This is a genomic window from Pleomorphomonas sp. JP5, from assembly GCF_023721815.1.
In the GTDB taxonomy this organism is placed as follows: Bacteria; Pseudomonadota; Alphaproteobacteria; order Rhizobiales; family Pleomorphomonadaceae; genus Pleomorphomonas.
On record NZ_JAMDLI010000022.1, the window covers coordinates 447,034 to 460,650 of the forward strand.

Sequence of the window (13,617 nt, forward strand, 5' to 3'; positions counted from 1 at the left end):
AGAACAAACTTCCGATCATTGCCGTTGCGCGACAACGCCATGCTTTGGCGTCGATGCGACTTTCGTATAAAATTCCGTGTAGAGATCAAGTTATTCGAGTGATGGCCATGGACCGGGCGTCGAGACTTTGGGCAGGCGAGGTTGCGACCGGCCGGTCGTCGGCCATCGACCTTTACTGGCATCGCCTCAAGGGCGAGGCGGAAGCCGCCATGGCTCGCGAACCGGCGCTCACGTCGCTTCTCGCCGCCACCATTCTCGAACAGTCCGATCTGGCGACGGCGCTCGCCAGCCGTCTCGGCCAGCGGCTTGCGGGAGATGAACTCGCTTCCGAAGTCATCGCCCGGACCGTGCTCAAGGTGCTCGATGCCGATCCCGGGATTCTGGATGCCGTGCATGCCGATCTCAAGGCGGTGGTCGAGCGAGATCCGGCGTCCGGTCGCCTGATCGAGCCATTCCTGTTTTTCAAAGGCTTTTCGGCTATCCAGACGCATCGCATCGCCCACCACCTGTGGCGGGCCGGCCGGCGTGACATGGCTCTGGTGCTGCAGAGCCGCTCGTCCTCGGTTTTCCAGACCGACATTCATCCGGGTGCCAAGATCGGGCAGGGCATCTTCATTGACCACGCCACCGGCGTCGTGATCGGCGAGACCGCCGAAATAGAGGACGAGGTGTCCATCCTGCAGGACGTGACGCTGGGCGGTACCGGAACGCATACAGGCAAGCGCCATCCGACAATCCGGACCGGCGTGATGATCGGCGCCGGCGCCCAGATCTTCGGCCCGGTGGAAATCGGCGCCTATTCCAAGGTCGCTGCCGGCTCGCTGGTGACGACAACCATTCCCGCCCACTCAACGGCCGTCGGTACGCCGGCCCGCATCATACTTGGCGATGCGCCGGCCAATCCGGCCCGCAACATGGACCAGATGCTCACCGAGCGCGATTACTCCGCCTTCACCTGGGTGATATGATCGATCTTGCGCTGATGCGCCGAACAGTTCTGACGGCGGCTCGGATGGTCCGGGCCGCCTTTGTCTTTTCGAGGCTAGTGAAACAGGCGCGGCAGCCACAGTGAGACCGCTGGAACGTAGGTGACGATCATCAGCACCAGGAAGGCGGCGACGTAGAATGGCCAGATGGTGCGGGCGGCCTGTAGGATCGGGATCTTGGCGATGGCGCAAGTCACGAACAGCACAGAGCCCACCGGAGGCGTACACAGCCCGATGCCGAGGTTGAGGATCAGAATGGCGCCGAACTGAACCGGGTCCATGCCGAAGGCGGTGACCACCGGCAGGAAGATCGGCGTGGTGATGATGATCAGCGGCGCCATGTCCATGAAGCAACCAAGCACCAGTAGGATCAGGTTCAGCAGCAGGAATATGACGAGCGGGTTCTCCGACACCGCCTGCATGGCCGCGACCATCGCAGCGGGTACCTGTAGCAGAGCCAGGAGCCAGGCGAACGATGCCGCCGAACCGATCACCATCAGTACCATGGCGGTGGTTCGCACCGCTCCCAGCGTCGCCTCGCGGAAGTCGCTCCAGCTCATCGATCGATAGACGAGCAGTGTGATGAGCAGCGCATAGATCAGCGCGATGCAGGAACTCTCGGTCGCCGTGAAAATACCCGAGCGGACGCCACCGAAGATGATGGCGATCAATAGGATGCCGGGGATGGCGTTCAGGACGATCGGGCCGATCTTGCGCCATCCGGGGAAGAGCTCCGCCGGATAGCCGTGACGCCGGGCCACCCAATAGGCGGCGATCATGAGCGAGGCGGCCAGCATCAGGCCGGGTATGACGCCGGCCGTGAACAGGTCGGCGATGGAAATCTTGCCGCCGGCCGAGATCGAATAGATGATCATGTTGTGCGACGGCGGGATCAACAGCGCGATGATGGCGCCGACGGAGGTGATGTTCACCGCGTAGTCGACGTCGTAGCCGCGCTTCTTCATCTGCGGGATCATCAGGCCGCCAACCGCCGAGGCATCGGCGACGGCCGAGCCGGAGACGCCGCCGAACATGGTCGAGGCGACGATATTGACCTGTCCCAGTCCACCACGCGCATGCCCGACCATCGAGGCGGCCAATCGCACCAGTTTCTCGGCGATGCCGCCGCGCGCCATGACGTCACCGGCGTAGATGAAGAAGGGAATGGCCAGAAGCGCGAAGGAGCTGATGCCGGAGTTGAGCCGCTGAACGACGATGACCGGTGGCATGCCCAAATAGAGAATGGTGAACAGCGACGAGATCGCCAGGCAGAAGGCGATGGGCGTGCCGAGCACGAGAAGCCCCACGAAGGAGCCGAACAGGATCCAGAGTTCCATCAGGATGCATCCCTCGGCAGTGCGGTTTCCGAGACGTCGGACTCGGAGCTGCTCGCTCCGAAGTGCAACCGAATGATCCGCTCGACGGCAAACAGCGTGAACAGCAAGCCCGAACAGATCAACGGCAGGAAATCGGTCGCGCCGGTGATGCCCAGGCCGGGGATCAGCGTGTCCCATGTCCGGGCGGCAAGCTGAAACCCGTACCAGGAGATGAAGAGACCGAAGACGGCGATGAGCGACAGGGAAATCGTGTCCAGCAGGCGGTTGACCGATGGCGGCGCCAGGTAGCGCAACAGGTCGAGCCCGAGGTGAAAGTTCTCCCGAACACCGACCGCCGCGCCAAGAAAGATGAACCAGCCCATCAGCTGGATGGCCATCGGTTCGGCGAAAGTCAGGGAGAAGTTGAGAACGTAGCGGCTGAACACCTGGGCGCCGACGACGATGGTCATCAGCACAAGCGCGATACCGGCGGCGGCCAGGGTCGCTTTGGCCAGTCTGTCGATGAGGTGGAAAAGCAAGTTGTGTCGGGTCTTCATGGCATCACCGAGATCCTGACGCACCGAACACCGCCCGGCTTTCGGGCCGGGCGGCGGCTGAGTTCGGACGGGCTGGAGCCAGCCCTCGGCCGTGGTTACTCGGTGGCCTGGATACGGGCGACGAGATCCTTCAACTTCGGATCGGTAATGAACTTGTCGTAGACGGGCTTCATCGCCTCGATGAACGGGCCCTTGTCGATCTGAGCTACGATCGCGCCGCCTTCGCGCACCTTGGCTTCCGACGCCTTCTCGCGGGCGGCCCACAGCTCGCGCATCTTGGGAACGCTGTCCTTTGCCGCCTGGCGGATGACCGCCTGATCCTCTGCCGAGAGCTTGTCATAGCTCGACTTGGCCATGACCAGCACTTCAGGCTGCAGCGAGTGCTCGGTCAGCGTGTAGTGCTTGGCGACCTCGAAGTGACGTGTGGATTCATAGGAGGGCCAGTTGTTCTCGGCGCCGTCGATGACACCGGTCTGCAGGCCCGAGTAAACCTCGCCGAACGGCATCGGCGTCGGATTGGTTCCCATGGCCTCGGCCGTGGCGACCCACATGTCAGACTGCTGAACGCGCAGCTTGAGACCCTTGAGGTCGTCGATCGAGGCGATGGGCTTCTTGGTGTAGATCGACCGGGCGCCGGAGTCATAGTAGCAGAGGGCGATCAGCCCCTTGGCCTCGAAAGCCTTCAGGATTTCCTCGCCGATCGGCCCGTCGACGACATGGTGCATGTGATCGACCGACTTGAACACGAACGGTAGGCCGAGCACCGACGTCTCTGGCACCACATTGTTGAATTGCGCGGTGGAGACGCGGTTGAAGTCGATGACGCCGAACTGAGTCTGCTCGATGGTGTCCTTCTCCGAGCCGAGCACACCGTTGTTGAACTCCTGGATCTTGATGCGCCCGCCGGTCCTCTCCTCGACCAGCTTGCCCATGTAGATCACCGCCTCGACGGTGGGGTATCCGTCCGGATGGACGTCGGCGGCCTTGAATGTGACCGTATCGGCCATGGCAGTGCCTGCGAGCCCGAAGGCTCCGACGACACCCAAAATGCAGGTGAGTCCTCGCTTCATGCCTTTCCTCCCATTTGCGGCGTCATCAGCCGCGTCGCCCGCTATGGCAGCTGGCGGGCACAGCCCCTCGAACCGATCGCCCAGGCTCCTCAACCGAGCGGCGGGTTCGCTTCACAAAGCAAACGACCGGTCAGAGACCGGCCGGAAGGGCTTCAAAAACCTCGATGTCGCAGGGGGCGGCGCCCGAAAACTCGATGCGGCCCCGATCACCGGGAACGACCTGATGTATCCCGGTGGTCATGCCGGTCAGAACGATGTCACCGGCCCTCAGATGTCGCCCCCGTGTCAACAGATGCTCGGCCAGGAATTGCAAAGCGGCGATCGGTCCACCGACGACATTGGCTGCCGAGCCTTCGCCAGCAACGCTACCGTTGATCGACATGCGCGAGCCGAGCTCGGACAGCTCCGTGGTGCGCCAGCCGGAAACCTCTGGGCCGACGACGGCTCCGGCATTGTTGCCATGGTCCGATACCACGGCGGTCGGGCCGAGATCGTTGAGGGTCGCCAATGGGCTTGAGGCGATTTCCGAGCCAGCGTGCAGGCCGGACAGAGACGCCGTGATGGAGTCCGCGGAAAAGGCTCCGTCGACGGGCAGGAGGTCGCGCGCGAAGATGGCGACGAACTCGGCCTCTAGCGCGGCGAAGCCGCCGGCAAACACAGGCATCCGAACCGTTCCACCGTCAGGCAGAAACTGGATGTTGCCGGACATGATCGGACCGGCGAGACGGCTGGCCCCGAGCGTTTCGCGCAGATCGGGGCGAATGCCGGCAACCTTCCAACCGGCGACCGAACGGCCGCTCAGGGCAATGGCTCTCTCCTGCACCCGATAGGCGTCTGCCAGCGAGTCAGGCAGTGCGCCGGGAAAAGCGTCGAGTGCCGTGGCGGCGCGGCGCGCCTCCACGAAATGCGCGGCGATACGATCGACGTCGGCTTCCTGCAGACTCATGTTTGGTGTTCCCCTGACAGCCGGTGGTCCTTGAGGCCGGGCGTCGAGCAGTTGCTCCCACCGGGCCGAAGGGTGGCTTTTTCTGTACCATACTGATGTGGTATGGCAGATGTCGAGCTAGAAAAACGGATACCGACTTTTTGACTGCGGACGAAGAAAGCGGGCGCCAGAAGATGACGGTTCTCCCGGACACCTCCGAGGACTCGGCTGCGCGGCGCGTGGAGCGCGAGCTGCGCAAGGCAATCATCACGCTTGAAATCCAGCCGGGAGCCTCGCTGTCGGAAAAGGAGCTGGCCGATCGCTATGGCGTCTCGCGTCAACCGGTGCGTGAAGCGTTGATCAATCTCGGCAAGGCGGGGCTTGTGGGTATCCTGCCGAGAAGGGGAACCTTCGTCGCCAAGATATCGCTCGATCTGATGCGTCAGGCTCGCTTCGTTCGAGAGTCGATCGAAGTGGCGGTGGTGCGCCGAGCCTGCGTTTCGTTCGCCCCCGAGGCCCGTCAACGCATTGATGGCATTCTCGATCGGCAGGCGGATCTTGCCGCGGCGCAATCCCACTATGCCTTTCAGCGGGAAGACGAGGCTTTCCACGCGGCTCTTTCGGAGGGAGCCGGTTACCCAACTGCCTGGGAAACCTTGGCGACCATCAAGGCGCACATGGACCGCGTCTGCCATCTGACCTTGCCGCAGCCAGATACGTTGCCGAAACTGGTCGAGGAGCATCGGCGGATTATAGACGCCATCGACTGCCATGATGCCGATCGGGCCGAGGTGGCGCTGAAGGTTCATCTGGACGGAATTCTCAAGGCATTGCCAAGAGTTCGAGATCAGTTCGGGTTCCTGTTCGCCTGAGCTTGACCGGGAATGAATGATCGATCTTGCAAAATATTGATACTTTCTGCTGAGATCCGCCAAGTTTGATTGACGGCGAGGCCCCCTCGAACCTAGGTTCGCCAAGGTAGGGGAGGGTGCGGTCATGTTGGGTGAGAAGCAGCGGGTGCATGTCGCCGCAGTCGATGTTGGCGCCGGCAGCGGTCGCGTCATGCTGGCCTCGTTCGATGGCGACCGTATCGAACTGAGGGAGGCCCACCGCTTCGAAACGCCACTCGGAGTCGATCCGACCACCGGGTACGATTGCTGGGACAGCGAGGCGATTGTTCGGGAAATCCGCGCGGGGATCGATCGCGCCGACGACATGGCGCCGATCGAGAGCGTCGGCTGCGACACCTGGGGTGTCGATTACGTGTTGCTGGACGAAGACTTGCGCCAGGTCGGCGTCTCCGTCGCCTATCGCGACGACCGAACCGCCGGCATGATCGACGAGGTGACGGCAATCATGCCGGCCGCCGAGATCTACCGGCGCACTGGTATCCATTTCCAGCCCTACAACACGCTCTATCAACTGCGCGCCACAGCGAAGGAGCATCCCGAGTGGCTCGCTGTCGCCCGACATCTTCTTTTCACGCCGGACTACCTTCACTTCCGCCTGTCGGGGATTGTCTCCAACGAGTTCTCGATCTCGACCACATCACAGCTTCTGTCGCTCGAAACGCGAGACTGGGACGCAGATCTCCTGGAACTGACCGGTGTCCGCCGGAGCCTTATGAAAAAGCCGGTTGAACCGGGAACGGTACTCGGGCCGATGACCGGCCGCGATGGGCGGCGCCCTGTTCTCGTGATCGCGCCCGGTGGCCACGATACCGCGTCGGCGGTTGCCGCCGCTCCGATCGGAGGAGCCGACGAGGCTTTCCTCTCGTCAGGGACATGGTCGCTCATGGGGGTGGAAAGCCCGATTCCTTATGTTGGAGAACAGGCGCTTGGCTTCAATATCGGCAATGAGGGCGGCGTTTGCGGTCGTTACCGTGTTCTCAAGAATCTGATGGGCCTCTGGTTGATCCAACGGGTGCGCAAGGAGTTCGGCGAACCGGCGTTCGGCGATCTTGTGGCCGCCGCCGCCGAAGCGCCCGCCTGGGTGACGCTCATCAATCCGGATGACCCGCGTTTCCTCAACCCTGCCTCGATGACCGCCACAATCCGGTCTCTCGCTGCCGAGCATGGCGAACCGGTGCCGGAAGGGCTTGGTCCGGTGGCGAGAGCGGTGTTCGACAGTCTTGCCCTCGACTATGCCCGCGTGAAGGACGAACTCGAAACGCTGACCGGCCGCCCCCTGACACACATCCGCATCATTGGCGGAGGAGCCAAAAACGAGCTCCTCAACCAGCTTACGGCCGATTCCTGCGGCATTCCGGTCAGCGCCGGCCCCGTTGAGACGTCGGCGCTCGGCAACGCCGCGCTCCAGATGATGGGGCTTGGCGTGATCGGCTCCCTTGACGAGGCCAGGGGCATCGTGCGCCGCTCGTTCGGCGTGACCGAGATCGCGCCGGCGACCGTGGTCTCGGAAGGCGTTCGCGACCGCTTCCGGTTGATTGTTCAGGCGACGCCGGCTGCCCATTGATCGGCTGTTTGCCACCTATGACGGCGCAGTCCCCTGAAAAGCGGGGACTCATCATCCTATTTGCTAAGGGAAACATCTCGCGTTAAGCGTTTCTTCACCTTGTCGCGAAGGAAGCGATACAATAATCCAGTCTTGTTCGCATCGTTACAGTGAAGCGGAAGGTTGCCGCGGGAGTGGAGCCGCCGTCGTTCGTCCGGATCAGAGTCCTGGGGAGGAGGAGGATCGGTCGATACGGCGGCGGCTGGTGGAATCAGAAGCAAAATCAACCCGTTTGGGTCCCGACAAATCCTGTCGGGGCGACGGGGAGGCTTGTCTGCAACTCCACCCTTCCTCGGCCGGGTTTCCGTCGGGAGGACAAGATGTCAACAGTCGCCAAGATGCCCCGTTCACCGGGCGAATGGCTCGTCTGGATACTGATCGCCGTCGTCGGCGCCGTCGCTCTCGGCGTCGTCGCTCTCAGCCGCGGCGAAACCATCAACGCACTATGGCTGGTGGTCGCCGCCGTCGCGACCTATCTCGTCGCGTTCCGCTTTTACGCGCTCTATATCGTCAACCGTGTTCTCGGTGCGGATCCCTCCCGCAGGACGCCAGCGGTACGCCACAATGACGGTCTCGATTATGTTCCGACCGACAAGTACGTTCTGTTCGGTCACCACTTCGCCGCCATTGCCGGCGCCGGTCCGCTGGTCGGCCCGGTGCTCGCCGCGCAGATGGGGTATCTGCCCGGAACCATGTGGCTGATCGCCGGCGTCATCTTTGCCGGCGCCGTTCAGGATCTGCTGATCCTGTTCGCCTCGACCCGGCGCGACGGCCGGTCGCTCGGCGACATGATCAAGACCGAGCTTGGCCCGCTTCCCGGCGTTGTCGCGTCGATCGGCATCCTGATGATCATGATCATCCTGCTTGCCGTGCTCGCGCTGATCGTCGTCAAGGCCCTGGTCGGCAGCCCGTGGGGCACCTTCACGGTGTTCGCCACCATTCCGATCGCCGTTCTCATGGGGCTCTACAGCCGGTTCTTCCGGCCGGGTCGCATTGGCGAGATGAGCGTTATCGGCGTCGTGCTGCTGTTGCTTGCCATCCTTTTCGGCCGCACCGTCGCGGAAAGCGAGATGCTGGCGCCGTTGTTCACCTACAAGGGCGAGGCCCTGGCGCTCATTCTGATCGGTTATGGCTTCGTCGCTTCGGTCCTGCCGGTGTGGCTCCTGCTCGCGCCGCGCGACTATCTGTCGACGTTTCTGAAGATCGGCACCATCATGGCGCTGGCCATCGGCATTGTCTTCGTGATGCCCGAGATGAAGATGCCGGCGGTGACCAAGTTCATCGACGGCACGGGGCCGGTGTTCTCCGGCAACCTCTTCCCGTTCCTGTTCATCACTATCGCCTGCGGCGCCATCTCCGGCTTCCACGCCCTGATCTCGTCGGGCACCACGCCGAAGATGATCGAGAGCGAGAGCCAGTTCCGCTTCATCGGATATGGCGCGATGCTGATGGAAAGCTTCGTCGGCATCATGGCGCTGATCGCCGCTTCGGTGATCGAGCCCGGCGTCTACTTCGCCATGAACACCTCGGCCGGTGTCATCGGCACCACGGCCGACCAAGCGGCGCAGGTGATCTCCAGCTGGGATCCGCTGTTCACCGTGACGCCGGACATGCTGAGGGAGATGGCAAAGAACGTCGGCGAGGCGACCATCCTGTCGCGGGCCGGCGGTGCGCCGACACTCGCGGTGGGCATGGCGCATATCCTGTCGGGCGTGATCGGCGGCGTGGCGCTGATGCCCTTCTGGTATCACTTCGCCATCCTGTTCGAGGCGCTGTTCATCCTGACGACGGTCGATGCCGGTACGCGCGTCGCCCGATTCATGATTCAGGACCTGATCGGCACGGCGGTTCCCGCCTTCCGGCAGACCCATAGCTGGACGGCCAATCTCGTCGCCACGGCGCTTGCCGTCGCCGCGTGGGGCTACTTCCTCTATCAGGGCGTCGTCGATCCCCTCGGTGGCATCAACACGCTGTGGCCTCTGTTCGGAATCGCCAACCAGATGCTGGCGGCGATCGCACTCGCCTTTGCCGTGGTGATGCTGTTCAAGATGAAGCGGCAGGCCTATGCCTGGGTTGCGTTGGTGCCGCTGGCTTGGCTTTCCGTCTGCACGCTGTCGGCCGGCTGGCTGAAGCTGTTCGACGGTCGTCCGGCAGTCGGCTTCATCGCCCAGGCCAACCGCTTCTCCAAGGCGATCGCAGAAGGCACCATTCTCGCCCCGGCCAAGACGGTGGAGGAGATGCAACGGGTCGTTCTCAACCAGTGGGTCGACGCTGCGCTCACCGCCGCATTCATGATCATTGTCCTCGGCATGCTGGTGTTCGGCGTGCAGGCGATGCTCAAGGCGCTGCGCGAGCAGAAGCCAACTGCAAGGGAGGTGGGCGATGACATGCCAGGTGTGCGGCCTCAGGCTACCTGATCCGAGAAAGGTCGGCCGGAAGTTCGCCCAGACGGCGCGTCTCATGGTCGGCGTTCCCGACTACGACACCTATGTCGTTCATCGGGAGGTCAATCACCCGGACGAGCCGGTCATGACAAAGGAAGAGTTCTTCCGAAACAGCCAGGAGCGCCGCTATGGCGGGGGCTCCAACGGCGGAGTGTTCCGCTGCTGCTGACGACGGACTTCTTCTCAATTGCGGCGCCGATTTCTCCCAAGGGAGAGGCCGGCGCCGTTATTTCGTCAATCGTTCTTGCAATCATCGTGTATCGGCCCCCATATTCGCGGAGGGCAATATGAGGGAGTGGACGATGCGGCTGGTGAACTGGGCGTTTCTCGGGGGCTTGTTTCTGTCTCTTGCCGGGCCGGCTGTGGCCGGGGAGGTTTTCAGCTTCGATCAGGTGCGGGCGGGGCTGAACTCGAACCGCATCCATCTCGTCGACGTCCGCGAGGCCGAAGAGTTCGCGGACGGCCACGTGCCGGGCGCCGTCAACCTGCCTCTGTCGACCTTCAAGGCCGAACAGTTGCCGCCGCCATCCGATATTCCCGTCGTCCTGATGTGTCGCTCCGGTCGGCGCGCCGGGCAAGCGATGACCGTAGCCGAAGCCGCCGGGCGTTCGGATGTCAGCGTCTATACCGGAAGCATGATCGAGTGGACGGAGAAGAACGGCCCGATCGTCACCGGGCCGTAGGGCCTTCCCAAGGCGGGGTCAGCGGCAGCGGTGGATGCGCGCTTCCCAGCCGGCCAATCGCTTGCCCTTCGATGGATCGGCAAGGTTGCCGAGCAGTTGCTCGCCAATCTCCACGCCGGACGGCAGGTCGACCTCGATCGTCTCGCGCGAGAAGTTGAGCAGGACGAGCAAGGTCTCCTCACCAAGCCGTCGCGTGTAGGCAAAAAGCTTGGGGTGAGCCGGCGCAAGATCCTGGAAACCGCCGTAGACGAGGGCGGGGTGCGAACGGCGCAGTTCGGCCAGCCTCGCATAGTGGTGGTAGATCGAGCCGGGATCGGCCAATGCCGCCTCGGCATTGATCCTGGGATAGTTGGGATTGACGGCGAGCCATGCCTTCTCGGCTGTGGTGAAACCACCGTTCGGCTTGGCGCTCCATTGCATCGGTGTACGGGAATGGTCGCGACTGGTGCGCGCCATGCCCTCGAGGAAGTCCGACGCGGTCACGCGCCCGGTCAGTACCTCCGCCTTCCATGCGTTTCGGACGGCAATGTCATCGTATTGTTCGACCGACGTGAAGGGATAGTTGGTCATGCCCAGTTCATCGCCTTGGTAGATGAACGGCGTTCCGTGCAGGGTCATCAGCATCGTGGCCAACAGCTTGGCTGACGGCTCGCGCCACGGTTCGGCGTCGTCGCCGAAGCTGCTGACAAGGCGGGCGTTGTCATGGTTGGACAGGAACACGGTGTTCCAGCCGTGAGGGCCGGTGTTCTCCTCAAGGCGGCGATAGATGGCCTTCAGCTCGGGCAGCGCCCACGTTCTGTAACGATGGCCATCGTTGCAAAGACGGACGGCGTCGAAGTTGAAGATCATGTTCAGTTCGCCGCGCCGCTCGTCAACGAGGTCGGGCGTCTGCTCCGGTGTGACGCCGAAGGCCTCGCCCACCGTCATCACGTCGTATTTCGAGAGAACTTCGCGGTTCATCTCCTGGAGGAACTCGTGCAGGCGCGGCCCCACCGCGTGGTAATACTCGGTGCGTTCGCGATGCTCCGGCGGGTAGTCGGGGAAGGTCTGCTCCTTGGAGATCATCGGAATGACATCCATGCGGAAGCCGTCGACGCCTTTATCGAGCCAGAAGCGCATGAGGTCGTAGACCTCGGCGCGCACCTTGTCGTTCTCCCAGTTGAGGTCCGGCTGCTTGTCGGCAAAGAGGTGCAGATAGTACTCACCCGTGGCCGGATCGAGCGTCCAGGCAGAACCGGAGAAGTACGAGCGCCAGTCGTTCGGCGGGCCGTCGCCGCGCCCCGGCCGCCAAATGTAGTAGTCGCGGTACGGATTGTCCTTCGACTTGCGGCTCTCGACGAACCAGACGTGCTCGTCGGAAGAATGGTTGACCACAAGGTCGACGATGAGGCGCATGCCGCGCGTCTTGAGGCCGGCCAGCAAGGCGTCGAAGTCGGCCATGGTGCCGAACTCGGCCATCACCTTGCGATAGTCGCGGATGTCGTAGCCGTTGTCGGCATTGGGCGAATCGTAGTGCGGGCTCAGCCACACCACGTCGACACCGAGATCCTTGAGGTAGTCGAGATGTGAAATGATGCCGGCAATGTCGCCGATGCCGTCACCGTTCGAGTCCTGAAAGGAGCGAGGATAGATTTGGTAGACGACGGCCTCTTTCCACCAGCGGCGGCTGACGGGCTCTTGGTGTTCCGACATGGCTTTCTCCATTGCGTACCTCTCGGGGCCGCCTTGATCGGACAGACGTTAGCAAAAACGATTCATCCCAACGAGTGTGAAGTGGTGCGACCGTCTATCAGACCAGAACGAAAAGCCGAGAACGTGACATCCAAAGCGCATTGAATGGCTTATTGTGTCATCTATGGAGATCAATCTTATCTCGATTATCCATTTGACGGATCAAATCGGTGGCGATTGACTGCCGGATCGAAAAGAGACGTAGCGGATGCCGATGATCTGTTCAGCGGCTTCCTGAGGGAGGAGTTGCCATGCAGTATATCCGGTTCGGAAAGTCGGGGCTTGAAGTCAGCCGAGTTTGCTTCGGTTGCATGTCCTTCGGAAAGGTGACGGACGAACGCCCTTGGGTGCTTGGCCTCGATGAAGCGAGGCCACTGTTCCGTCAGGCCTGGGAGGCCGGCATCAACTTCTTCGATACGGCGAACGTCTACGCGGCTGGTTCGAGCGAGGAGATAACCGGAACCGTCCTGAAGGAGTTGGCGCCGCGTGAAGAGTTCGTGCTCGCCACCAAGGTTTTCTTCCCGATGCGACCGGGACCGAATGGCCGTGGCCTGTCTCGCAAGGCCATTCTGGGTGAGATCGACAACAGTCTGAAGCGGTTGGGCACCGATTACGTCGACCTCTACCAGATCCATCGTTTCGATCCCTTCACGCCGGTCGAGGAGACCATGGAGGCGCTGCATGATGTGGTGAAGGCCGGCAAGGCGCGCTACATCGGCGCGTCTTCGATGTTCGCCTGGCAGTTCGCCAAGATGCAGCACGTCGCCGAGCTCAACGGCTGGACCACGTTCGCCTCGATGCAGAACCAGCTCAGCCTCGTCTATCGTGAGGAAGAGCGCGAAATGCTGCCTCTCTGTCGCGACCAGGGCGTCGCCGTCATTCCGTGGAGCCCGCTCGGCGGCGGCAAGCTGACGCGCCCCTGGGGTACGGAGACCAAGCGCAACACCACCGACCGTCACAACAAGGGCATGTACGACCACACCGAAGGCAATGCGCCGGAGGTGGTTGGGGCCGTCGAGAAAGTGGCGAAAGCGCGTGGACGTTCCATGGCAGAGGTGGCGCTTGCCTGGGTGCTGCAGGTGAATGGCGTGACCTCGCCGATCGTCGGCGTCAGCAAGATGAGACACCTTGATGATGCCGTCGCTGCCGTCGATCTCGACCTCAATGCCGAGGAGATCGCGGCCCTCGAAGCGCCGTATCAGACCTTCATGGTCAAGTCGCTCTAGAGCACCCGCCGATCAGGTCGAATCGACCTGATCGAAAAGCGGCTGCTCCAGCGAATGCTCTAGGCGCGGCATAGCCGGCTTGCCGATGGACAGCGGTCACGGGACGGGCTTTGCTTGACCCGTGACCCCGACGCGACCGTCTGGCGCTCAGCGTGACGAAGGAGG

The 13,617-nt window shown here is 62.5% G+C and carries 12 protein-coding genes; 7 read left to right on the forward strand and 5 right to left on the reverse strand.

All coding sequences use genetic code 11. The annotated features are described in order from the left end of the window. Nucleotides 1-107 precede the first annotated feature (107 nt). Entirely contained in the window at nucleotides 108-968 is an 861-nt protein-coding gene (gene cysE / locus M4J40_RS21415) for a serine O-acetyltransferase (RefSeq protein WP_251756439.1), read from the forward strand. 74 nt (nucleotides 969-1,042) lie between these two features. Here cysE and M4J40_RS21420 read toward each other — a convergent pair whose 3' ends face one another. From M4J40_RS21420 to M4J40_RS21435, 4 genes are all read right to left on the reverse strand, one after another. Further along, complete coding sequence (locus tag M4J40_RS21420) at nucleotides 1,043-2,323, reverse strand: TRAP transporter large permease (protein WP_251756440.1); 1,281 nt, start codon at nucleotides 2,321-2,323, stop codon at nucleotides 1,043-1,045. Continuing rightward, nucleotides 2,323-2,859, reverse strand: a complete 537-nt coding sequence (locus M4J40_RS21425; protein WP_251756441.1) for a TRAP transporter small permease — start codon at nucleotides 2,857-2,859, stop codon at nucleotides 2,323-2,325. The genes M4J40_RS21420 and M4J40_RS21425 overlap by 1 nt, the downstream gene beginning before the upstream one ends. A gap of 95 nt (nucleotides 2,860-2,954) precedes the next feature. After that, nucleotides 2,955-3,866, reverse strand: a complete 912-nt coding sequence (locus tag M4J40_RS21430; RefSeq protein WP_405030783.1) for a TRAP transporter substrate-binding protein — start codon at nucleotides 3,864-3,866, stop codon at nucleotides 2,955-2,957. Between the two features lie 193 nt (nucleotides 3,867-4,059). Further along, nucleotides 4,060-4,875: a 2-keto-4-pentenoate hydratase gene (locus tag M4J40_RS21435; protein WP_251756443.1), complete on the reverse strand. Its 816-nt coding sequence runs from the start codon at nucleotides 4,873-4,875 to the stop codon at nucleotides 4,060-4,062. A 140-nt stretch (nucleotides 4,876-5,015) separates the two neighbouring features. Here M4J40_RS21435 and M4J40_RS21440 point away from each other — a divergent pair, with 140 nt between their 5' ends. The 5 genes from M4J40_RS21440 (at nucleotide 5,016) to M4J40_RS21460 (ending at nucleotide 10,495) form a co-directional block, all read left to right on the forward strand. Then, nucleotides 5,016-5,726, forward strand: a complete 711-nt coding sequence (locus tag M4J40_RS21440) for a GntR family transcriptional regulator (protein WP_311134178.1) — start codon at nucleotides 5,016-5,018, stop codon at nucleotides 5,724-5,726. 124 nt (nucleotides 5,727-5,850) lie between these two features. Continuing rightward, nucleotides 5,851-7,329, forward strand: a complete 1,479-nt coding sequence (rhaB, locus tag M4J40_RS21445) for a rhamnulokinase (protein ID WP_251756445.1) — start codon at nucleotides 5,851-5,853, stop codon at nucleotides 7,327-7,329. A gap of 359 nt (nucleotides 7,330-7,688) precedes the next feature. Next, nucleotides 7,689-9,785, forward strand: coding sequence for a carbon starvation CstA family protein (locus M4J40_RS21450; RefSeq protein WP_311134179.1), 2,097 nt, complete (start codon nucleotides 7,689-7,691; stop codon nucleotides 9,783-9,785). Beyond that, nucleotides 9,751-9,981 (forward strand): YbdD/YjiX family protein, encoded by a 231-nt coding sequence (locus M4J40_RS21455; protein WP_251756446.1) that lies wholly within the window; start codon nucleotides 9,751-9,753, stop codon nucleotides 9,979-9,981. The genes M4J40_RS21450 and M4J40_RS21455 overlap by 35 nt, the downstream gene beginning before the upstream one ends. A gap of 118 nt (nucleotides 9,982-10,099) precedes the next feature. Further along, entirely contained in the window at nucleotides 10,100-10,495 is a 396-nt protein-coding gene (locus M4J40_RS21460; RefSeq protein ID WP_251756447.1) for a rhodanese-like domain-containing protein, read from the forward strand. Between the two features lie 18 nt (nucleotides 10,496-10,513). Here the strand turns inward: M4J40_RS21460 and M4J40_RS21465 are convergent, their stop codons facing one another. Next, nucleotides 10,514-12,187 (reverse strand): alpha-glucosidase, encoded by a 1,674-nt coding sequence (locus M4J40_RS21465; RefSeq protein ID WP_251756448.1) that lies wholly within the window; start codon nucleotides 12,185-12,187, stop codon nucleotides 10,514-10,516. Nucleotides 12,188-12,477: 290 nt separating this feature from the next. Between M4J40_RS21465 and M4J40_RS21470 the strand changes: the two genes are divergently transcribed. Then, the gene (locus M4J40_RS21470; RefSeq protein WP_251756449.1) at nucleotides 12,478-13,452 is read left to right on the forward strand and encodes an aldo/keto reductase; all 975 of its coding nucleotides are present in this window, start codon (nucleotides 12,478-12,480) and stop codon (nucleotides 13,450-13,452) included. Nucleotides 13,453-13,617 lie beyond the last annotated feature (165 nt).

Excerpts from the sequence above, each read along its gene's own strand:
- M4J40_RS21455 (WP_251756446.1), top strand. The coding sequence starts at position 9,751 with ATGACATGCCAGGTGTGCGGCCTCAGGCTACCTGATCCGAGAAAGGTC.
- M4J40_RS21450 (WP_311134179.1), top strand. The coding sequence starts at position 7,689 with ATGTCAACAGTCGCCAAGATGCCCCGTTCACCGGGCGAATGGCTCGTC.
- M4J40_RS21465 (WP_251756448.1), bottom strand. The coding sequence starts at position 12,187 with ATGTCGGAACACCAAGAGCCCGTCAGCCGCCGCTGGTGGAAAGAGGCC.
- M4J40_RS21430 (WP_405030783.1), bottom strand. The coding sequence starts at position 3,866 with ATGGCCGATACGGTCACATTCAAGGCCGCCGACGTCCATCCGGACGGA.
- rhaB (WP_251756445.1), top strand. The coding sequence starts at position 5,851 with ATGTTGGGTGAGAAGCAGCGGGTGCATGTCGCCGCAGTCGATGTTGGC.
- M4J40_RS21470 (WP_251756449.1), top strand. The coding sequence starts at position 12,478 with ATGCAGTATATCCGGTTCGGAAAGTCGGGGCTTGAAGTCAGCCGAGTT.
- M4J40_RS21420 (WP_251756440.1), bottom strand. The coding sequence starts at position 2,323 with ATGGAACTCTGGATCCTGTTCGGCTCCTTCGTGGGGCTTCTCGTGCTC.
- M4J40_RS21425 (WP_251756441.1), bottom strand. The coding sequence starts at position 2,859 with ATGAAGACCCGACACAACTTGCTTTTCCACCTCATCGACAGACTGGCC.
- M4J40_RS21460 (WP_251756447.1), top strand. The coding sequence starts at position 10,100 with ATGAGGGAGTGGACGATGCGGCTGGTGAACTGGGCGTTTCTCGGGGGC.
- cysE (WP_251756439.1), top strand. The coding sequence starts at position 108 with ATGGACCGGGCGTCGAGACTTTGGGCAGGCGAGGTTGCGACCGGCCGG.
- M4J40_RS21435 (WP_251756443.1), bottom strand. The coding sequence starts at position 4,875 with ATGAGTCTGCAGGAAGCCGACGTCGATCGTATCGCCGCGCATTTCGTG.